This is a genomic window from Nocardioides aurantiacus, assembly GCF_003752505.1.
In the GTDB taxonomy this organism is placed as follows: Bacteria; Actinomycetota; Actinomycetes; order Propionibacteriales; family Nocardioidaceae; genus Marmoricola; species Marmoricola aurantiacus.
This window is the reverse complement of the sequence record NZ_RKHO01000001.1, coordinates 1,931,962-1,951,537: the sequence shown is the minus strand read 5'-3', so window position 1 is coordinate 1,951,537 and position 19,576 is coordinate 1,931,962. Positions and strand designations below refer to the sequence as shown.

The following is a 19,576-nucleotide window of genomic DNA, read 5'->3' as shown; positions in this document are numbered from 1 at the left end:
TGCCGCCGACGCGACTCGCTTTGTGCGAGGCTCAGCGCCCTTCGTAGAGAGCTCACACGCGCACCCGACCCTCTCGCACCCGGCCGCCAGCGACTGGATGCACCGGGCAACCGGTCGCAGCTTTGCACCAGTCAGCGGAGCAGGGTGCGGTCGACCCACGCCAGTGCGTGTCCGCACGGGTGCTCGGGTGCCTGCTCGGTGCGGCTCAGGACGACCAGACGGCGTCCCGGCTTGCCCGCGACCTGGTAGCCGGCGTGGGGGTACACCTCGAGCACCTGCGTGAACTCGTCGTCGGTCCGGTTCACGAGGCACATGCCGGCCCCGTGCGGCCGCTGTGCAGGCGCCCAACCGTCTGACCTGGGGTAGGCGTCACGGTAGAAGTCCTCGAGCACGCCGTCAGCGACCGGCTGGGTGTCGAGGACGAGGACGCGGGCCGGATCGGGTCGTCGTCGTCCGCGCCGGTGTCTTCGACGACGACGCGGGTTTCGGTCGGGACCGGCGGCGGGCTCGGGTAGTCGAAGCTCGCCCCGTAGCCGGACCCGACGCAGCCACTCAGGAGCGCAGCCAGCACGACCGTCGCTGCCGTGACGGCACCGTCGCGGCTTCGGGTACGGCTGCGCTTCACGGCGCTCACAGTAGGTCTCATCGCGCTTGGGGAACGCCTGTTCGTGATGGTGCAGGCCCTGCGCGCGTCACGGTGGCGAACCAAGGCCGCGCTGCGGGACGGTCCCGCTCGACACCGTTGTGCCCGCCGGGACGTGCTGACCGAAGAGGATCTGGAACCGAAGGCGGAACGGCTGCGTCTAACCTGCGAGAACCCAGAGGCGAGAGGGGGCACGGATGGGCGGCATCCAACGGCGCACCACGCGGCGGCAGCGCCACGTCGCCACCGGGGTCGCGGCCGGGGTCGCGGCTGTGGTGCTCGTCGTGGGCGGCGGGTTCGTCGCCGTGGCGACCCTGAGCACTACAGAAGCCGCCGACGCGGGACCCGGACCGTCGCCAACTGGGCGAGCCTTCGTCGACGGCGGTGATGTTGGAAAGCCTGCCGCGGGCACCCGCCTGGTCGGTGTCGGCCGTGTCGCTGTCGCTGTTCCGGACGGCTGGGAAGACGGCGAGGCGAGGTGCAACGGCGTCCGCCGTGACGACGGCTGGCACCGCGTTGCGCAAGCCTGCGTCGGCCGAGGCCGCACAGCACCGGCAGTCGCGGTCAGCACAGGTGAAACCATCGACTTCGCCGGTCTGGAACCGGCCGGTCAGGTCGGCGGGCACCGGCTCGTCGCCACCCCAGCGACCTGCTCGACCGGAGACCCCGTGGTGTGCGGTCAGAGCTTCGGGGTCCCCGACCTCGACGCTTACTTCAGCGTGTCCATCCCGCATGGCCCCCAGGCTGGCCGCCGAGGCTACGGCGCCCCACTGAGGCAGGTCGATGCGATCCGGGGGTCGCTGAGGGTGTTGGCTGAGGACCGGGTGGCTGTCCCGTACCGGACTCCGGACCATGCGGCGACAAAGCTGCGCGCGGCGCTGACAGCACTCGGGCTGTCGGTGAAGATCAACCGGCTCACGTGCCCGCCGACAGCGAGCTGTTTCGGCGGTGCCGTCAACATCGAGCCCGAACCCGGGACCGTCGTGCCGGCCGGAAGCACTGTCACCCTCGACGTCATGTGAGACCCGACCGTAGCGCGACCGGAGATGTCCACAGCTCGGGGCTGTCCGGGAACGGCGCCCGCACCCCCGTGGTGTGTCGGAGTGCCCGCTCAGCTTCCCGGCCGGACCGGACTGTGTACGACACCGTCGGCCGGTGACGGACGGCGGTTCCGGTCACCGTGCGACCAGCTCCACGACGCGGCACCGTGGATGCATCGCTGCTAGACGCGACCTTGGTGGACTGGCTGGGAGCGGGGTGGCGGTATCCGGACGGAGAGGGGTGGCGCTTGGTACCCCTCGAATGCAAGCGGCCGCGCTCGGGCACCTTGACGTCGTGAACCTATGGCATCGTGCGAGCAGCAGCCGGTGCCGCAACCACCGCGGCTGCAACTGTCGCATCGTGCAGTCGGACGCATCGCAGGAGGCAGAGTTGAACGAACCGCACCTGTCACTCGGCGCCCGCTTGCAGGCGCACAGAACAGTCTCGAAGTCGTTGAAGTCCCGCAGCGACGCGGCCCTCGGTGAACTGCTTGCTGGGGCCGCACCGCTGGGCGGTGGCATCGGCGGCGCTACCGCGTTGGCGCGGCTGGAAGGGCACCCGGTCTTCGTGAAGCACGTGCGCCTCACCGACCTCGAGCTACAGACCGGCAACATGCGCTCGACCGCGAACTTGTTCAACCTGCCGAACTTCTGCCAATACGGCCTCGGCCGCATCGGCGCCCCCGGTTTCGGCGCCTGGCGCGAACTGGCCGTACATGTATTGACGACCGAGTGGGTGACCACGGGGGTCCATGAGGGGTTTCCTTTGCTGCACCACTGGCGCGTGCTCTCGGACCCGGGTCGACCTCCTCCTGAGGAACTGGCCGACGTGGAACATGCGGTCGCGTACTGGGGAGGAGGTCCGGCGATCCGCCGACGGCTCGAGGGACTGGATCGTTCTACGACGGGCCTCGTGCTCTTTCTGGAGTACATCCCGCAGAACCTCCACGACTGGCTCGGCGTCCAGGTCGGCGCAGACCCGGTCGCCGCGGCTAGGGCTGTGGACATGGTGGAACGCGAACTGAGCAGCGGCATCTCGTTCATGAACTCACGCGGGTTGCTGCACTTCGACGCCCACTTCGAGAACATCCTCACCGACGGGCGGCGGCTGTTCTTCGCCGACTACGGCCTTGCCATCTCCTCGAACTTCGCTCTCTCGCCTGCGGAGTCCGCCTTCTTCGACGACCACGCTAGCTACGACAGGTGCTACGCCGCGACGCACCTGGTCAACTGGTTGCTCGTAGAGCTGTTCGGGTGCGGACCACAAGAACGCGCAGAGCTGGTGCGTTCATGCGCTCAGGGGACGCTCCCAGACGGGACGCCACCGAGGCTGGAGAATATTCTGCTACGCCACGGCCCCATCGCCGCGGTCCTCGGAGACTTCTACCGCCGGTTCCAGGGGATCAGCCGAGCAACGCCGTACCCGCACCAGGCGGTACGTCGCCTGGAGCAGAGCCTCGATGGTGGCCTAGGCGCCTAACGCCCGGGGGTGCCGTCGAGGCTCAGCACAACGCTCGACGCTGGCACATGTGACTACTTCTGCTGCCCGGGCTTACCTGACTCCCGCCTACCCGGAGGCACCCTAGCGCCAACGTCGGCCATGAGCGCCGTCTCAGAGACCCGTCTCTGGCGGGCCGTGGGTCGCATGGTCGTGGCCCGTGACGAAGGCCCAGTACCGGTCGCCGTGCGACCAGTGCCACCACTCGGTCGGATAGTTCACGAACCCAGCCGCCGTCATCGCCTCGATCAACACCCGGCGGTGCGCGGCCGCAGGCCCGGTCACGGCGGGGTGGTAGGTGTAGCAGGTGCCGCCGCTGACTTCAGGGTTCGCATCGACCGGGCACCCGAGGTCCAGCTCGACGCCGGCGTCGTCAACGAGCGTGACGTCGACCGCAGCACCCGCGACGTGCGGCGCGAACGCCGGCGGAGCGACGAACCTGCTCGCCAGCCGGTCCAAGGTCTCCTCACCGTGCGTGGGGTCGGCCGCGCGAAGCTTTTCGCGGTAGGTGGTGAAGTACAGCTCCTGGCGTTCCGGCGGCCGGTACGCCTCGACCAGACGTAAATGCAGCCCTGCCGGGAGCGCGGCGGCTGCGAACTCGAGCCTGTCGGCTACCGGACGCCGGAGTAGCCGGAACGCGCCCGCCGGGTCGGCCTTGCGGGCGGCGAGGCGCACACCTGGGGGTGCGGGGACGAGGTCGGAGCCGTCGTCGCGGACCGCGATGCCGGTGACGCGCGGGTCACCCATGAGCACGATCCGAGACTCGTCGAACACGGGCAGCATGTTCGCACGCACCCGCTCAGACCAGCCACATGCAGACCCCTGCGATTGGCGTGGTCGCAGACCATGCCCCGGCTCGTCGTCGCTACCTTCCACGGCGAACATCGAACGGCCCCGCTGCGGCCGCCGTGCCGTGGCCTTAGGCGAGAAACACGAACCAGCGCCCGAACGCGCGCACCGAGTCGCCGAACGCACGCGGAACCGACCGCCCGGATCGGCGCGAGTCCCGCACCGTCAACCCCGCAGCGCCCACGCACGACACCACGACAAGGGCGACGCCCGCCGCTGCGAGCGGCGCGGCTGCCACCAGCTCGGCGAGCATCAACAGCACGCCGCCAGCCATGCCCACGACCAGCACCGCCGCAGCTGCTGCCGACGCAGACCGCCGCAACTCTGGAGCTCGCGTCGTGTCGTCCATGACCGAGATGGTGCCCCACCTGCCCGCCGCCGCACACTCACTCGCCCTCCTCCGGCAGCGGACGAGACACCGAGCGTCAGGTGGGCGACCGGTCGCCTGTCAGGAGCCCGGTGGCACCGTGGGCGAGGAAGGATCTGCGGCGCTCGGGTGTGCTCGAGGCGACCTCGCGGCACAGCACCATCACGGCGCCCGGAGCGTCCAGGGCCGCGACGGGGCGGCGAGCGTCGCCCGCGTCGGCCGGGGTTCGGTCGGCCAGATGCCGCCGACCGCGTAGACCTCTGTACCCCGACGCGTGGAACTCCGGCTCTTTGGGCCGGAGTCAGAGACGCCGGCTGGGGTCGTCGCAGGCTTCGGCCTCGAACGCGCTGCGGGTGACTGAGCGTGCGCCGGTCTCACCATCGATGCCGATGAGCACCTGACCGAGGCGCAGCGCCGCGACCTGGGCGCCCGTGGGACGCAAGCCCGAGACGAACCCGGTGCTGCCGGGGTCGGCCGCGTCGAGTGCGTACAGCTGGGCGGGGTCGTCGAAGCGCTGGATGCGTCCGATCTGCCATCCCGACGGCGGCCGGGCCGGGTTGATCTCGTGGATGCCGGCCTCCAGCGACCGGTTGGCGATGTAGTCGGTGATCGGCCAAGCGGCCATCTCGTCGTCGGGTATCGCGGCCGCGCTGATCGTGTTGATCGGCAGCGAGCACACGTGCAACACGAACACGGGCTCTCCTGCTTCGTTGATCGTGAGCCCGAGCCGCCCCGACTCGGCCGGGTCCGAGAGCGGCGCGACCGCACACCCAGAGGCGGCCCACATGGCTGCCGCAGCTAGCACCAGCAGGGGCCAACCCCACCTGAACGGGCTCGACGTCGTGGCGGCCCAGGTGTGGTCGCGTTCCATCACACCTCCAGGTTGCCGCCACGCCGGTGCGACGGACATCGGTGCTCGTATTCAGATCCAGGGTGGGCTGGGGGCAGTGTCGGCACCGCGAACCCGCGCGTGCTGTGACCTAGATGCTTTCGCGTAGCAGCGGTGCGGCCGCGACGGCCAGCATCACGAAGATCGCGACCACGGGCCCCCCGACCAGGAGCGCGACCCGCCAGAGGACCCCACGCACCGAGCCGCCATGCGCACGGGTCCGGCGCACGACACGCACGCACACCCAGACGGTGAAGGCGACGCACATCAGGGTGACCGCGGCGGCAGGTAGCGCGCGTACGTAGTCGTCGCCGTTGATGGCGCAGTACGCCGCGTTGTCCTCGATGGGTTCCGGGAGGGTGCATCCAGGCTCGGCCCAGTTTCCCAGCAGCACGACCAGCCAGAACAGGAACCCCAGCGTGCTCGCAGTTGCGCCAGCAAGGAGCGCCGAGACCGTCCCCGGCTCGGAGAGGTCGCACAGGCGTTGCTGCGTCGCGGTTGCATCGCCAGAGGTCTGGGCTGAGTTCATGTCGCGATGGTGCCCGAGGCCGCTGCCGGGTCACTCGTCCTACACGCATCGCGCGCCATCAACGTGCGCACCGAGGTGCGGCACCAGAGGTCCGCGACGCTCGACGGCTCTACCGCCGCTAGTCACCGCGTGCCTTTGTCAGAGGCCGGCGACAGCGGTTTGAGTGTAGTGGCCTGCACGCCGCCGTGCATGACTCGGCGGGTCCGGTGCTGGCAGCCAGCCGGTCGTCCGGTCAGCCGGTCAGCCGGTCAGCGAGTTGACCACGGTGACGCCGCCGATGGTGGCCAAGACCACGACCAAGACCACCATCGTCGCGGCCAGGAGGCTGCACCCGCTGCAGGAAGCCTTCTCCGCCGCGTCCAAGCCGTCCGCCCCGGTCGTCGGGTGCTCCATCGCGGCCCGCCGGAGCTCGCGGACCTGAGGTGAGGGCGGCGTCGTCCGCACCGGCCTGGGCAGGCTCCGCCGGCGCGCTTGCGCGTTCCCGTGCCGCTCGCGCCACGCCGCGACCGCCTCGCGCGACCGTTCGTCGTTGCGGCCGGTGACGAACCACAGGCCACCGGCCGCGGACAGGTCACCCATCTCGCAATTCGCCTGAGCGAGCAGGTTGAGCACCTCGTCGTCGATCCTGGTGAGCAGACCGGTGAGCCGGTCGCGTGCCTTCCACGCGCGACCGTCTACGAGGTCGGCGCGTGCACGGTCCAGGGCGTCGCTCACGCGCCGCATCGTCGCACCCGCGCCGGCATCTCGCGCGACTCTTCCGGGTTGGGCGACCGCGGGCAGGATCCGACCGGTTGGCTGGCCATCTCATGGTCGATTGCCCGCAACCAACCTCGGGCACCATGACGTCGTGACCCCCCGGCTCCGAATGCGCCAGCAGCGGCGGCCAACCATGCCGACCGTGCCGCTCGGCGGACGCCCCGCCGCCCCAACGTTTGTCGGTGCACTGCTCGCCGTCGTGCTCATGTCGGGCTGCGCCGGTCAGGGCCAGGCGTGCACCCAGGTCGGCGGCATCGACCTCATCGCGCTCGACGTCGCACCCGAGGTGCGCGCCGATCTGACCACGCTCCACGTCGAGCTGTGTCAGGCCGAGGTGTGCGGCGACATCACGTTCCCGACCGCCACCCCGAGCGGGCCCTACCTCTCCATCCAGCCCGGCCGTCACCCTCGACGCCGACACGTACACCGTCGCCCTGAGTTCTCTCGAGGAGGACTGGGACGCCGACGCCGCAACGCGCCTGAGGGTCACAGGTGAGTCGGGCACCGGCGCACAGGTCGTGCAGCGCCGCGAGTCGTTCGAGTTCGACAAGCGCTACCCGAATGGGAAGGGCTGTGACCCCGAGACCCTCAGCCACGGCACCCGTATCGGCGAGCGCGACAGAACCCGGTAGCGACCGGGTCGGGAGCGCGACGCCTTCCGCTCTCGGCCCCTGTTGAGGGATCCTGCCGATGTGCGCCCGGGTGCCCGCTTGAGACCACTGGCCCTGATGCCGCTGCATGCACTCGTTGCCGCCGCGGTCCTCACCGGGTGCAGCGCACAGCGGCCCGACCAGGCCTCGGCCGCTCTGAGCGGCGCAGGCGAGGATCCGGCGACTGGATCTGTCGCGGGCTCGATCATCGGCAAGGTCGTCTTCGTTAGAGGCCCCGCAGCGGACTCTGCGCGTTCACACGCAGGCGGGGCAGTCATGTTCCGCAGCGCCGGCAAGACGACCACTACCGCGTCCGAGGCAGGACGGTTCCGTGCCGACCTGGAACCGGGTGTCTACCTGGTCACAGCGACCAGCCCCGAGCACCAGCTCGACGGCGCAGTATGCGAAGCACCTCGACCTGTCCGCGTCACCGCAGGACACACGGCCTGGACCAAGGTCGTCTGCCAGCTCAGATGACATCCGCCGCGCGGCGAAGGGATGTCGGGCGCGGGAGCACTCGTCGGGCACGGGTTTAGTCGAACCGCCGGTAGGCGGCAACGTCCTTCATGGACTCGAACGGCCCCAGATGCACCGCCACGATCTGTTCGTCCACGACCAACGCTGTTGCTGGTACTCCGTTGGCAGGGATGACCGACTGGGCAGCACGGGTGAACTGGCCATCGGGGTCGAACCAGTTGGCGTAGGTCACCCCGGCTGTGCGTAGAGAGTCCCGTGCCACCGCTTCACGAACGTCGCGGCTGACACCCACAATCCTGACTTCGCCGCGCTCGGCGACGCGCTGAAGCAGCGGCAGCTCATCGACGCATGGTCCGCACCATCCGGCCCAGATGTTGATCAGGGTGGGTGCCGTCGCCCGGGTCTCGTTCGGCGGAAGGCGTTCGTCGCGGAGCCTCGCTCGCGTCGTTGATGCGAGTTCGGGCACGGGAACAGGACTGACCGTGCGCCACCCGAGCACGGGGGCCTGTCCGTCTGGTGGTGTGGATGTCCGCTCCGCCGGTGAGCAACTCTGGAGGGCACCGGCAGCAACCAGTAGGAAGACGACGACGAGGCTCTGGCGTCGTCGACAGGAAACCCCGGCGCCGACCGCTGACCCTCGCGTTCGGGGTCGACGCACGGACGGCAGACGAGCAGAAGCTCTCGCAGTTGAAGACGGAGTGAGGCCAAGCACGGTCACATCATGTCTCGCGAGTCCGTCAGCGGGCGGGCTGGTTCCGGGCGCCGATGGGAGGGCGTGGACCAGACCCGACGCGCGCCGTCGCTCCCGCGTCAGTCGCCTTCGCGCCAAAGCCGGGACGGCTAGACCGGTGCGGTGACCACCGGAAGCAGGGTGCGCATTGCATCTACGAGTTCGGGCCACAACCCCGTCATGAGCAGCACACCCACGGCAACAAGCATCGCGCCGCCGATGGCGGTGACGCTTCGCTGGTGCCGTCGGACCCACCCGACAGTGCCGAGCATGCGCCGGTACGCCAAGGCCGCGAGGATGAACGGCACCCCCAGGCCCAGGCAGTAGAAAGATGTGAGGAGAGCTCCACGGCCAGCTGTGGCCTCCTGCGCCGACAGCGACAGCACTGCCATCAGGGTCGGACCGATGCATGGGGTCCAGCCGAGGCCGAACAGGACACCAAGCAGAGGCGCCGCGGCCAGCCCCACGGCCGGGACCCGGTGCACGCGAACGTCGCGCTGGAACAAGGGCAGCGCGCCCAGGAAGACCAGGCCGAGCACGATGGTCAGCGCACCCAGCCCGAGCGTGATGGGGCGTTGGTAGTCGAACAAGAAGTCCCCGAGGCCACCGAAGATCGCGCCGAACGACACGAAGACGAACGAGAACCCAAGGACGAACAGGCTGGCCCCGGTCAGCATGCGCCCGCGCCGGCCCTCGGAGAGGTCGGCGAGGTCGGCGCCGCACATGCCGGTGGCATAGGACAGATAGCCGGGCAGCAGCGGAACCACACAGGGGGAGAAGAACGAGACCAGGCCGGCGACGGCGGCCACCGGAGCCGCCAACACCAGAGAGCCCGAGAACGCCTGATCGCGGAACCAGTCACCGAGTGCTAGCACCGTCACGAGCGAACGTCCTCGATGAGACCAGCCAGAGTGCGGCGGCCCCTGACCTCGCCGATGATGGTCGCCGCCACCTTGCCCTGCTCGTCGAGGATGACCGTGCTGGGGATGGCGGCAGGGTTCACCCTTCCGCGGAAGGCGAGCAGGGTGCGGCCCGAGGGGTCGAACAGCGAGGGGTAGGACACGTCGTAGCGGCGCTGGAACGCCAGAGCTTGCGCCTGGCCCGAGTCGCGGGTGTTGATGCCGACGAACGCGACGTCATCGCCTGCCAGATCGCGGGCCGCGTCCTGCAGCAGGGGGGCTTCGGCGCGGCAGTCAGCGCACCAGGAGCCCCACACGTTGATGACGACGACACGGCCGCGGTAGTCGTCGAGTGAGAGCGGCTGGCCCTCGAGCGTCTCCCCAGAGACGTCACCGGCCTGCGGGCGAGCGGCGGCGTCGAGGCGGGTGATCCCGTCGTCGGCGTCGACATACCCCTTGTCGCCGGTCGATGGCGACCCGGTGCACGCGCTCACGAGTATCAGAGCCGCGGCGCACGACGCGACCCGCGACCAACGAGATGCACGCGTGCTCACCCCGCGATGGTAGACCGCGACCCGACTGGGGCCGGAGCCCGCGAGAGAGACGAGAACTGCCGACGCAACTCTCGCCGGCGCGGGTGAAACGGCGCAACGGCAACGAGCTCATCGCCTCCGGCGCAGCGGTCGTCACCAACGTCTACCCCGACGGTGCTAGTCGCCGCGGCGGTCGTCGCGCGGGCGCGGTGAACGCCGCCACCGCCCGGAGTCGGGCCACCCACACGGCTCGAAGCGACGCGGACGCTCAGGTCGGCTGGTACGGCTGCAACACCGAGAACACGCGGACCGCGCCGCCCGGATACCGCTCGTCGAGCTCGCGCTGGAGCGTGCCGTCGTCGTAGACGACCAGCAGCTCCACGTAACCGTCCTCAGGCCCCGCGAGCAGCGCGCCCGGAAGCTCGACGACCGTGCGGGCGATGCGGTGGAGTTCAGCGATGTCGTAGCCCGACGGCTTCGGGACTGAGCTGGCCGTCCACGGCACCTCCTCCTCCTCCTCCTCGAGAACCTGGGGCCCCAGCGGCACCGGCGGGCGGGTCAGCGTGAACACGCCTTCGCTGTAGGTGCCGACAACCGTGTACTCGCCCCACGTCGAGCCTCTAGCCGTCTGCTTCTGCGGCACCTCCGACCAGTCCCAGTTCGCGACCTCCGGCCCGCCTCCTTGCGGTGGGCGCGACGACAGCACTGCCCCAAGGCACAGCTGCGGCCTGCGACCCGGCGACTCCAGCACGGTGCACGAAGCGATGAGCTCACCCGACATCACACCCACCCCGCTTCTGGCGTCTCGGCCCGGTAGGGTCCGCCACGCTTTCGTCACATTGGGAGCGCCAGCCGGCGCTGCCGGTCCAGTGTGCGCCGGGACCGGCGAACCGCACTGCCGAAATGGCACCGCGACTTGCCCTTCTCCCGAGGCTGATCGAGGAGGTCGCCGGACGCGCTCCGCACCCGCATCCGACCCGCTGCACATGCAGGGCATCGCACACCAGGTCCTTAACGAGTTCGTCCTCATCGTCCTGTCCGGCAGTCGGCACCAGGTCAACCCACCGTCGAGGGTCTGGAACAGAACCCAGGTCGGTGTGTCTTCATCCTGGTAGCAACAGCACAGCCACATCGCGCGCTCGGCCTGTGCGGGCTTCGCCAGCAGGTCGTTCGCATCTCGGGGCTTGGAGACGGCCGACAGCAGGTTCTCAGTCGGTGTCACCGCAGGGTCGAGGGCCGCCACGTACTGACTCTAGGGCTCGCGGCAGGTCGTCTTGGTTCAGCGACCTCTTGGGGTCGCATCCACGCCTCGAGGCGGTCGGGGCGTATCCAGATGCGCTCAACGCGCCGCACGTGGGGGATTGGCCTGCGAGCTGTGCAGAACCCGGCCTTGAGGTGCCCGTGATCCTGAGCCGCCGTCTGACTGGTCCGGGGTGAGCCAGCCATGGTCCCCGAGCTCGGCAGGCGGACTGCGGGCGTGGGTGCAATGCAGCACCTAACGTGCGGGCGCCACCACTACGTAGTTGGCCGGAAACGACGCCGACGCAGCGGGTGGAGGCTGACCCCCGTCCACCCACCACGCGAGATGGGGGAGTGGCTGTCGCATCGGCCGGTTCGGCTAGGGCTGCAGTGGGTCCGGCTGCAGACGACCGTGGGCCAACCTGAGTGCCGCTACGTCGCCGAAGCCGAAGTCCAGCTCGTCGCGGAGCCACGTGGGCAGGTCGTCGCCCTCGATCTCCCCGGCCGGGACGACGCCCCAGTCGGGGTCCTCGGCCTCGAGTGGTTCCACGTCGGTCACGTCGTTGAGGAGGGCCGCGAGCGACTCGGGCGTGACCCCGCGCAGGGTCAGGTGGCGGCCGCGGACCTGGTCGCCGTCCACCACCACCTCGCCTCCGTTGCTGCCGAGGTGGCGCAGTAGCGCCGCCCAGGCCTCGTCCGCTCCCCACCGACGCCGCACGACGGGGACGCCGGGCACCCAGTCGCCGTCAACGTGCAGCACGAAGACCCAGGCTGAGTCGAGCTGCACCTGACGCCAGACCTCCTCGTGGCTCCCGCGCACGGCGGTGGTGCCCACAAGCACCTCGCCGTCCTCGCTGAACGGGTCGTCGAATGTCCAGCTGACCCGCTGCTCCTCGCCTGGCGCGTCGTGGTGCCAGCCCAGTTTCAGGGTGAGCGGCGCACCGGGCACGGTTACCGTCGTGGCAACCGCCTGCAGCTCTTCGAACGTCATGTGGCCACGCTAGGGCGGCGGGCGAGGCCGCACGGGTCGACCGTGCTGCACGATCCATGAGTGCGCTGTGCTCCGGACCCCGTCGAAGTCTTCCGCGAGACGGCCGAGTCGTGCTGCCAGGTCATCGATCACGTGCACGAGCACGGAGCCGAGGACTTGATCGGTCGGATGCTGTCGCTGCTCCCACGGTTACTGCTCGGGGCGGCCGAGCTGCCGGCCCTTGAACCGCGGACGGACGTCGAGGCCTGGGACACGGGTCACGACGCGTGGTCCGAGCGGTTCGCGGCGATCAACGACGTCCTGGGGACCGAGGCCTACGGGTACTGGACGACGATCGCGGTCCAGGCTGCTCCGGAGCCTCCCGAGGTCGTGTATTGGTGGGTCGCGGACGACCTGGCTGACATCTGGCGCGGACCTGAGAGGCGGCTTGCAGATCCTTGCTTCGGGCGCGCCTATGGCCGATGTGGTGTGGGAGTGGCGCTTCACGTTCAAGAGTCACTGGGGTGTCCATGCGATCGAGGCCATCCGAGCCCTGCACGCGGCGCGTCATGACTGAGGACCGCCGTACGGCCGATGTCTCGCCGAGTCGGCCCCGGCGAGTGGATCGTGGCCAGGTCCCGACGAGGCGGACACGGGCACGCTCGACGCCGACCCTGCTCGCCATCACTGTCATGGCGGTCGCGCTGGTCGCCGCAGCGTCGGTGTGGACGGTGATGCGCACCGACGTCGTCAGCATGGGTGAGGGCCGGGTGCTCGTGCAGGGGCGGCACTATCCCCAACCCAGCGCCTTCCACGACGCCGACGGGGGCACCATCGTCCTGGACTCGTCGGGGTGTATCGGGGTTCTTGGCACAGACGGGACAGTGCGCACGGTGTTGTGGCCGCAGGCGACTCGCGTCGGTGTGGAGGGCCCTGCTCCGTGGTTGGAGGTCACCGAGGACGGCCAGCGGACGACCGAGCTGCACCTGGGAGACGACGTGTCCTTCGGCAAGTACACGGGCCTGTCGGCAATCGAACGGATGACCGTGCCCTCGTCGTGTAGGCGCGACGAGCTGATCCGCATCTTTGACGTCGACCACACGGGATAGCACCCGCTCGGACGTACGTCGCGACGCGGGGAGTGCACTCGCGACAGTGCCCGCGGCGTCAACTCCGGGAGCGCCGAGAAATGATCGCGCACCGGATCGCGGCCGTGTCAGGCTGCCGCTGTGGACTCCCGGCGCAACGTGACCCCGATGGGCGTTCAGGACGAGATCGACGAACTGTTCGCATCCGCGGTGGAGGAGGCGGTCCACTTCCTCGCCAGTAGTGGCGAGTTCCACCCCATGGGTTTCTACACGGGCCACGTCCGATTTCCGGTCCTTCGGCACGGACGTCACCTCGGCACCGACCAGCGGGCTTTTGAGGTGTGACGGGTGTAGGTATCGCCCGCGCTCGAGGACCGGAACGGCCTCCGCGACCTCCCCGGCATGCGAGCAGCGGCCCCGCGTCGCGTCCAGGTGTGCTTGGTTGGCAGCGGTGAACCGTTCGACATGTCCGGGTGCAGGTTTTGCAGCTCAGCAACGCCCAGCCCGGAGGCCGCTGACTAGCCGGTGCCGTTGATGCCGGCGACTGCCGCTGGTTCCGCGAGCTCGTCGACCGAGTCTGCGTGGCCGGGTGGCGTGTCACCGACCGCAGCTCACAAGCACGGAGCGGAGCTTGCGGTGGGGATGGCACCCGCCTCCGGAGGCCCGGTCGCCACCCACGCAACCCCGGGGAGAAGATTGCCGAGATGTCTGAGACGGGATTCGAAGCGCAGGTACGTGCAGCGACCACCACTCTCGCGGGCTGGGTCGAGAACCGCTGAACGACTTGAAAACCGCTTTGTCTGCCAGGTTCGGGAGGCCACTACCGAGGAACTGCAGCGTCCTGCCGATGGGGACCTCAGGTTTCCCAACCCCACGCCGGTCATGTCGTTTGCCGTACAACCCCGCTCACCTCAAGCTGCGACGCTCGTCGTGATCCGTCACGAGTTCTTCACCGGCACCGGCGTGACGCTGAAGTTCGGTGAGGTGGGTTCCGAGCGGGTTCCTTGCTGCGACGAGTGTGCTGTGGCGCCGCCCTCGGACTCTGACGTAGACGACTTCGTCCAGCAGGCGGAGTCCGCGGTGTGGGCCGCAACTCGCGGATTCGCAGAGTTCCGCAGGGAGAACGAGGACGCGTCCGTTTCAGGCCTGGCCTTCGAGGAAGGCTGGTTCTACACCGACGGCGGTTCGACCTGGTCCCCGGCCAGCCCGGGTCCTCCGTTCCAACAGATCTGGCGTCCCTGGGCGCGCCGGTAGGCCCCACACCCCCGGACGCCGCACCTGACCATGTGAACCGCACCTTCAACATCAACCGGCCGCACGGTGCTACTCAGTGACGATTTGGTGGCGCTCGGTGGCCACGTCTCGGGTCGTAGCCGGTTGGTGCTGCCCTGTGCAGAGTTGGGGCCGCGCGTGCGTCGCGGTCGTACACCGCTCGGTGGGTTGATTGCCGCTGACCACCGACTCGCCCTTATCGGCAAAGGTTGACGACAACTAGCGTGGGGTCTGTCGAGGTTGCAGCACGCGCTACCCGGCAGTGCGTGAACCCCCGGTCGGACGCCGCTCAGCCTGGATTCCATGTCCCACCTGTGGTCCCCTGGAGGTCCCGGCAGCACCCCGGGGATCCCTTGGATGTCGGAGGTAGTCACAAGATAGCGGCTATTTCGTCGCCCTCAGGCGGGGAATCTGTGGTGGTTCAGGGTGTTCAAGTCCCCCTCGGACACCACAGATGGGCCCCGCACTGCGGGGCCCATCGTCATTTTCCGGACACCTTTCTGGCTCTCTGAGCAGGCATGTCCAACTGATGTCCAACTCAGGTCGTCGACAAGGAGACCGTGCCGGTCGAGCGCGTGCGCGTCGGCAAGGAGACGGTCACCGAGGACGAGACGGTCACCGAGCAGGTCCGCAAGGAGCAGATTGACGCCGACACCGACGGCACCCCGGGCAGCACCGGTGAGCGTCGATGAGGGACGGCAACCGCGGTACGACGGGCCGCTCGTCCGACGACGGGGCACACGCCCTCGGCGCCGACCGGGACCCCGGCCACCCGGGTCGTGACGACCACGACCGTGGCGACCGCGACCGTGGCGACCGCGACCGTGGCGACCGCGACCGTGGCGACCGCGACCGTGGCGACCGCGACCGTGGCGACCGCGACCGTGGTGACCGTGACTACCGCGGCCGTGACGACCACGACCGTGGCGTCGCGCCCCCCGACCGCCGCGAGGTGGTCGCTCGCGAGAAGGCCGAGCACGGCGGCGTCAAGATCGGGTCGGCGTTCTTCGGCTTCCTGACCGCCGTCGGCGTGGGCGTGCTGCTCACGGCCATCGCGACGGCCGCCGGTGCTGCCGTCGGGCTCTCCACTGGAGCTACGAGCGCCAGCAGCGCGAAGGCTTCGGCGGACACGATCGGTATCGTCAGCGGCATCGTCCTGCTGGTCGTGCTGTTCGTGGCGTACTACTGCGGTGGCTACGTGGCCGCCCGCATGGCGCGCTTTGACGGCATCAAGCAGGGCATCGCCGTGTGGGTCTGGGCCATCGTGGTCGCGATCGTGGTGGCCGTGCTGGGGGCCGTGTTCGGAGCGAAGTACAACGTGCTCTCGCAGCTCAACAGCTTCCCGCGCATCCCGGTCAGCGAGGGCGACCTCACCACCGGCGGCATCATCGCCCTGGTCGCGGTCCTCGCGGCCACGCTCCTGGGCGCGATCGTGGGTGGCCTGGCCGGCATGCGGTTCCACCGCAAGGTCGACAAGACCGGGCTGGGTCGCTGATAGACCCGCCTGACCCGCAACCGCACGAGAGCCGCAGACCACGTGGTCTGCGGCTCTCATGCGCACGTCGCACCGACCGACGCGGCGGCGGAGGGGCGAGCGGTGAGGTGGCCATAGCCGTGACGCCGGGCCTCGCCGAGATGCCCCCACCACCAGTGATTCCGCGACCGGCGCCTCGAGCCGGTCAAGATGGCTGCGTCGCACACCGCGGCGGACGGCGTCTCCTCGTGGCCACGGATCCTGATGTCGGCTACGGCCGTCCTCGCGCTGGCGGCCGCCGGGGTGCTGTGGGGGCTGCAACCCGCACCGCCATCGTGGCGGCCGTTGGCGTCGCGTTGGTGGCTGCCCGGGGGGTGGGGCACCGGGACGTCACTCATGGTCTCGGCGGTGGTGGCGGGCGCGATGATCTTTTACAGCTTCCTGCAATTCCGCGACATCCTCCACGACGAGCACGTCGAGAAGACACGGCAGCCCGCCGGGCCCGGTCAGGAGTACGTCAACTGGTCACGACGGCCGGGGCGGCGGGGTCAGCTGAGACCCACCAGCCGCAGTCGAGGTGCGTGCTGCGGTAGTCGCCAGGCCGCGCGTGCGTTCTTGGTGAGGTGCCTCCTCGTGGGCTCACACCCGGAGCGACACGTGACTACCATCTTCGACGAGTCACGCCGATGACCCGCCGGTCCATCGCAGACCACGACAGCCTTCGGCCCGGTCCGACTTCCCCGGACCGCTGAGCTGCCCCTGGACGAGAGGAAATACCTTGAGTGCTCTGGCACTCAACGGCAGGAGCGTTGGACCTGGTCCGACGAGCTCTACTCCCTGCACGGCTATGAGCCGGGCGCGGTCGAGGCAGCGCTGGGCCGATGATCCAAGCACAAGCATCCCGAGGATGCCGCGCGGACCATCGACATGCTGGAGGAGGCCGTCAGCACGGGTGACCCCTTCAGTTGCTACCACCGCATCGTGGACGCGAAAAGCCGCGTCCACAGCGTGTTGTCGGTCGGTCGTGGGGTGAAGGACCATCGGGGCGAGGTGGTGCAGGTGACAGGGTTCTTCGTCGACCTGACCCAGGTACGGCGGGAGGAGACCCAGCAGGAGGTGGACGCCGCGCTACAGGCCATCGCGCGGACCCGGCTGGTGATCGAGCAGGCCAAGGGGATCGTGATGGCGGCGGCCGGGGTGTGAAGCCGACGATGCCTTTTGCGATCCTGCGGACCGCATCGTCGTTCAGGAACGTCAAGCTGAACGCGATCGCCCGTGGCCTTGTAGAGCTGGTTGCCAGCGAACAACCGCTGCAGAACGGGCGGGCCAACCTCCGCGATCCGCTGACCGCCTCAACCCCCGTCGGGAGCCCGACGTCGCCGCGCGACCACTGATCGCGACGGGCAGGCCTCTAGACTTCTACCCACCCCGCGCGCGTCCCGACGCGGGCGTTCCGAGGTCGCGCCAGGACGGCCACCCCTCTGCTGTTCAGGGCCGTTGCGGCTCAGGTGCCCATCGACTTGTCGGGTCCTGACGCGGCCCGTCCACCGCCTCGGAGCCAGGCCTCGACGCCCGCGGCGTCCCTCCGGCACAGCTCCGTCAGATAGCGCTCGCGACAGGCGACGACCCGACTGCGCTGGCCCGTTGTCTCGGCCCGTTGCAGCCACGTGTAGCTCTGACGCCAGGCGAGGCACAGCTCAGCATTCGTTAGGTACTCCAGGTACACCGCATCCACGAGGGTATCGAGACGGTCGACGTCCGGAGAGTCATCCGGGTGGTGGGGGTCGACCAACGACGCCGGCGTCTCCGCCGGGCTCGTGACCTTCGCAGTGGTCGTGGGTGGGCGGCGTCGCGTCAGGTGTTCGACGCGCGTGGGTCGCCGGTGGTGAGCCAGTAGGTACGACGCCACGGCCGGGTGGGTCGCACACGTCACGAGCCCCAAGGCAACCGTGAGCCAGGGCGAGAGGCGCATGGACGCGGCCACGGCCACCAGCAGGGCGCCGGACCAAGCGGCAACGCGAGCGGTGCCGACTCCGGCGACGTGCGCATGCGTGGCGTGGCTATTCCGGTGGCGGTGCCCAGGGAGAGGTGAGGGGGCATTGAGGAGGGCCGCGGCGCATGCACCCGTGACGAACAGGAAGGCGTACCAGACGATGGGCCCGGCTACGCCGGCCCCGGCGCACGACAGCGCGAGGACGAACCCGGCCACTGCAGACCACAGCCGTCGGTATCGGGGCATCGGTACACCTGTCTCTCGCTCGCCTTGGTCAGGATGGCGACATGGTCGGGGGCTGCGCCGTGCTCGAGGCGTGCGGTTGGCGATCGGGTCAGGTCGAAACACGTCGTCACGTTGAGAGGACCCGGTCCGGTTCTTCCCCAAGTCCGCGCCGGAGGTCGCGCAAGATACGTTCCAGGAGGCGCGAAACCTGCACCTGCGTCCCTCCGATATGGGTAGCGATCTCGCTCTGGGGCCACCCGGAGAAGAACCGCAGGCTCAGCACGTGGCGGTCGCGCTCGCTGAGCTCGCGGACCAGGGGGCCGAGGACGACGCGTGCCTCGACGGCCGGTTGCCCGGGATCGTCGACGCTGAGGAATTCGTAGAGAGTCGGGGTGTCGTCGCTCGAGGTGAGCAGGTCCAGGGAGCTGGGCGAGAAGCAACCACGGGCGCTGACCGCTTCAACGACGTCCTCGGTGCTGACGTCCAGGTGCGCGGCGAGCTCGCCGGGGCGGGGGGAGCGACCGAACAGCCGTTCAAGATCGGTCTGCGCGCTCCGCAGACTCTGTTGAAGCTCTTGGATGCGACGCGGCGGGCGCACCATCCAGCCGTGGTCCCGGAAGTAGCGTTGAATCTCTCCCCGGATGGTCGGGAGCGCGAAAGACATGAACTCGGGTCCTGCATGCACGTCGAAGCGCTGCACAGCCTTGAACAACCCCAAGGATGCGACCTGGTCGAGGTCGTCGGCGTCCACACCTCTGGAGCGGTAGCGAGAGGCAATGCTGGAGGCCACGTCTAGGTGGAGCTCGACGATCTGCTCAAGCAGGTCGCGGCGGACCGTTTCTTCCGCTGCGCTCTCGCGGCGCTCGAAGAGTCGCCGTGTCAGATCCGCGCGATCGAGACGCTCCTGCGTGACCGCCCGGGCCGGTGCAACACGACGGGTGGGCGTACGGGGGACTCGAAGGTGGGTCGGCATGCACGGTGCCTCTCGAAAGAAAGGTCCTGGAGGCCGGCTTCTGCAGCACAGGGGATGATGCGCCGGGTTGTTGCTTCCTAGCCGCCCACGCGGGCCGGTGATTGAGATCGGCGGCCCGCCGCGCACGATGAACTTACATCGTAAGCCACGGTGGAAGCAATGTCTGCTCGCCCTTTCACCTGTTCAGGTGAACATGCGACTTGGCAGGGGCGGCTGACCCAGCCCCCCACCGGCCGGGGGCTGGCCGCGGCTTTCGCAGCTACCAGCGCCCGTCCGCCGGGTGCTCCATCTGGCCCGCCCGGAGTTCGCCTAGAGCCCGCAGAACGAACGGGCGGGGCCCTCCTCGGCCAAACGTCGCTCAACTCCGAGCTGCCGGGTCAACCCGTCAGCGCCAACGAGATCGACGCTTGTCAGTTCCGCGGGGTCTGTCCCCGGCCGTGGAGCCAGCCCGTCCGCATTCGCTGCGACCTGTAAGTCGAGGA

Annotated in this window: 21 protein-coding genes and 3 pseudogenes; 12 read left to right on the top strand and 12 right to left on the bottom strand. The window is 69.3% G+C overall.

The annotated features are described in order from the left end of the window. Positions 1-131: 131 nt before the first annotated feature. Positions 132-314 (bottom strand): hypothetical protein, encoded by a 183-nt coding sequence (locus EDD33_RS09380; protein WP_123390363.1) that lies wholly within the window; start codon positions 312-314, stop codon positions 132-134. A 526-nt stretch (positions 315-840) separates the two neighbouring features. On the opposite strand from EDD33_RS09380, the gene EDD33_RS19735 reads away from it, so the two are divergent. Further along, positions 841-1,665: a PASTA domain-containing protein gene (locus tag EDD33_RS19735; RefSeq protein WP_148077018.1), complete on the top strand. Its 825-nt coding sequence runs from the start codon at positions 841-843 to the stop codon at positions 1,663-1,665. 409 nt (positions 1,666-2,074) lie between these two features. Further along, entirely contained in the window at positions 2,075-3,163 is a 1,089-nt protein-coding gene (locus tag EDD33_RS09370) for a protein kinase family protein (protein ID WP_211332494.1), read from the top strand. Positions 3,164-3,295: 132 nt separating this feature from the next. Here EDD33_RS09370 and EDD33_RS09365 read toward each other — a convergent pair whose 3' ends face one another. The 5 genes from EDD33_RS09365 to EDD33_RS09345 form a co-directional block, all read right to left on the bottom strand. Then, a complete protein-coding gene (locus tag EDD33_RS09365; protein ID WP_211332493.1) occupies positions 3,296-3,955 on the bottom strand; it encodes a M15 family metallopeptidase in 660 nt (219 codons plus the stop codon). Between the two features lie 145 nt (positions 3,956-4,100). Further along, complete coding sequence (locus EDD33_RS09360) at positions 4,101-4,379, bottom strand: hypothetical protein (RefSeq protein ID WP_148077017.1); 279 nt, start codon at positions 4,377-4,379, stop codon at positions 4,101-4,103. 319 nt (positions 4,380-4,698) lie between these two features. After that, positions 4,699-5,307, bottom strand: a complete 609-nt coding sequence (locus EDD33_RS19730) for a hypothetical protein (RefSeq protein ID WP_148077016.1) — start codon at positions 5,305-5,307, stop codon at positions 4,699-4,701. 70 nt (positions 5,308-5,377) lie between these two features. Continuing rightward, a complete protein-coding gene (locus tag EDD33_RS09350; RefSeq protein WP_123390354.1) occupies positions 5,378-5,815 on the bottom strand; it encodes a hypothetical protein in 438 nt (145 codons plus the stop codon). Positions 5,816-6,055: 240 nt separating this feature from the next. After that, a complete protein-coding gene (locus tag EDD33_RS09345; RefSeq protein WP_123390352.1) occupies positions 6,056-6,529 on the bottom strand; it encodes a DUF6584 family protein in 474 nt (157 codons plus the stop codon). A gap of 133 nt (positions 6,530-6,662) precedes the next feature. On the opposite strand from EDD33_RS09345, the gene EDD33_RS09340 reads away from it, so the two are divergent. After that, positions 6,663-7,067, top strand: coding sequence for a hypothetical protein (locus EDD33_RS09340; protein WP_148077015.1), 405 nt, complete (start codon positions 6,663-6,665; stop codon positions 7,065-7,067). Between the two features lie 686 nt (positions 7,068-7,753). Here EDD33_RS09340 and EDD33_RS19950 read toward each other — a convergent pair. From EDD33_RS19950 to EDD33_RS09315, 5 genes are all read right to left on the bottom strand, one after another. After that, positions 7,754-8,164, bottom strand: coding sequence for a TlpA family protein disulfide reductase (locus EDD33_RS19950; protein ID WP_170169757.1), 411 nt, complete (start codon positions 8,162-8,164; stop codon positions 7,754-7,756). A gap of 374 nt (positions 8,165-8,538) precedes the next feature. Next, complete coding sequence (locus EDD33_RS09330; protein ID WP_211332492.1) at positions 8,539-9,309, bottom strand: cytochrome c biogenesis CcdA family protein; 771 nt, start codon at positions 9,307-9,309, stop codon at positions 8,539-8,541. Then, a complete protein-coding gene (locus EDD33_RS09325; RefSeq protein WP_123390349.1) occupies positions 9,306-9,881 on the bottom strand; it encodes a TlpA disulfide reductase family protein in 576 nt (191 codons plus the stop codon). Before EDD33_RS09325 ends, EDD33_RS09330 begins: the two co-directional genes overlap by 4 nt. 247 nt (positions 9,882-10,128) lie before the next feature. After that, on the bottom strand, positions 10,129-10,641 hold the full coding sequence (locus EDD33_RS09320) for a hypothetical protein (protein ID WP_148077014.1): 513 nt from the start codon (positions 10,639-10,641) through the stop codon (positions 10,129-10,131). 837 nt (positions 10,642-11,478) lie between these two features. Continuing rightward, on the bottom strand, positions 11,479-12,090 hold the full coding sequence (locus EDD33_RS09315) for a hypothetical protein (protein WP_148077013.1): 612 nt from the start codon (positions 12,088-12,090) through the stop codon (positions 11,479-11,481). Between the two features lie 60 nt (positions 12,091-12,150). Between EDD33_RS09315 and EDD33_RS20875 the strand changes: the two are divergent. The 9 genes and pseudogenes from EDD33_RS20875 to EDD33_RS19720 form a co-directional block, all read left to right on the top strand. After that, positions 12,151-12,486: pseudogene (locus tag EDD33_RS20875) on the top strand (DUF5063 domain-containing protein); the annotation flags it as partial. Then, positions 12,437-12,646 carry a DUF5063 domain-containing protein gene (locus EDD33_RS20870; RefSeq protein WP_425463863.1) on the top strand — a complete coding sequence of 70 codons (210 nt, stop codon included), beginning with the start codon at positions 12,437-12,439 and terminating at the stop codon, positions 12,644-12,646. The pseudogene EDD33_RS20875 and the gene EDD33_RS20870, both read left to right, overlap by 50 nt. A gap of 115 nt (positions 12,647-12,761) precedes the next feature. Then, entirely contained in the window at positions 12,762-13,178 is a 417-nt protein-coding gene (locus EDD33_RS09305; protein ID WP_123390342.1) for a hypothetical protein, read from the top strand. A gap of 120 nt (positions 13,179-13,298) precedes the next feature. Further along, complete coding sequence (locus EDD33_RS19725) at positions 13,299-13,502, top strand: hypothetical protein (RefSeq protein WP_148077012.1); 204 nt, start codon at positions 13,299-13,301, stop codon at positions 13,500-13,502. Positions 13,503-14,087: 585 nt separating this feature from the next. Then, a complete protein-coding gene (locus EDD33_RS20925) occupies positions 14,088-14,411 on the top strand; it encodes a hypothetical protein (protein WP_123390340.1) in 324 nt (107 codons plus the stop codon). A 569-nt stretch (positions 14,412-14,980) separates the two neighbouring features. Beyond that, positions 14,981-15,121, top strand: a pseudogene (locus EDD33_RS09295) (DUF2382 domain-containing protein); the annotation flags it as partial. Further along, positions 15,118-15,924, top strand: coding sequence for a hypothetical protein (locus EDD33_RS09290; RefSeq protein WP_211332491.1), 807 nt, complete (start codon positions 15,118-15,120; stop codon positions 15,922-15,924). The pseudogene EDD33_RS09295 and the gene EDD33_RS09290, both read left to right, overlap by 4 nt. 885 nt (positions 15,925-16,809) lie before the next feature. Beyond that, positions 16,810-17,106: pseudogene (locus EDD33_RS09280) on the top strand (PAS domain-containing protein); the annotation flags it as partial. Continuing rightward, positions 17,103-17,297: a hypothetical protein gene (locus tag EDD33_RS19720; protein ID WP_211332490.1), complete on the top strand. Its 195-nt coding sequence runs from the start codon at positions 17,103-17,105 to the stop codon at positions 17,295-17,297. The pseudogene EDD33_RS09280 and the gene EDD33_RS19720, both read left to right, overlap by 4 nt. A 951-nt stretch (positions 17,298-18,248) precedes the next feature. Here the strand turns inward: EDD33_RS19720 and EDD33_RS09270 are convergent. Then, positions 18,249-19,094, bottom strand: a complete 846-nt coding sequence (locus tag EDD33_RS09270; RefSeq protein ID WP_123390330.1) for a sigma-70 family RNA polymerase sigma factor — start codon at positions 19,092-19,094, stop codon at positions 18,249-18,251. Between the last annotated feature and the right edge of the window lie 482 nt (positions 19,095-19,576).

Bases quoted from the DNA above. Each gene is read 5' to 3' on its own strand.
- EDD33_RS09270 (WP_123390330.1), bottom strand. From the start codon at position 19,094: ATGCCGACCCACCTTCGAGTCCCCCGTACGCCCACCCGTCGTGTTGCA.
- EDD33_RS09290 (WP_211332491.1), top strand. From the start codon at position 15,118: ATGAGGGACGGCAACCGCGGTACGACGGGCCGCTCGTCCGACGACGGG.
- EDD33_RS09380 (WP_123390363.1), bottom strand. From the start codon at position 314: ATGTGCCTCGTGAACCGGACCGACGACGAGTTCACGCAGGTGCTCGAG.
- EDD33_RS19735 (WP_148077018.1), top strand. From the start codon at position 841: ATGGGCGGCATCCAACGGCGCACCACGCGGCGGCAGCGCCACGTCGCC.
- EDD33_RS09360 (WP_148077017.1), bottom strand. From the start codon at position 4,379: ATGGACGACACGACGCGAGCTCCAGAGTTGCGGCGGTCTGCGTCGGCA.
- EDD33_RS09350 (WP_123390354.1), bottom strand. From the start codon at position 5,815: ATGAACTCAGCCCAGACCTCTGGCGATGCAACCGCGACGCAGCAACGC.
- EDD33_RS09315 (WP_148077013.1), bottom strand. From the start codon at position 12,090: ATGACGTTCGAAGAGCTGCAGGCGGTTGCCACGACGGTAACCGTGCCC.
- EDD33_RS09320 (WP_148077014.1), bottom strand. From the start codon at position 10,641: ATGTCGGGTGAGCTCATCGCTTCGTGCACCGTGCTGGAGTCGCCGGGT.
- EDD33_RS19730 (WP_148077016.1), bottom strand. From the start codon at position 5,307: ATGTCCGTCGCACCGGCGTGGCGGCAACCTGGAGGTGTGATGGAACGC.
- EDD33_RS09305 (WP_123390342.1), top strand. From the start codon at position 12,762: ATGGCGGTCGCGCTGGTCGCCGCAGCGTCGGTGTGGACGGTGATGCGC.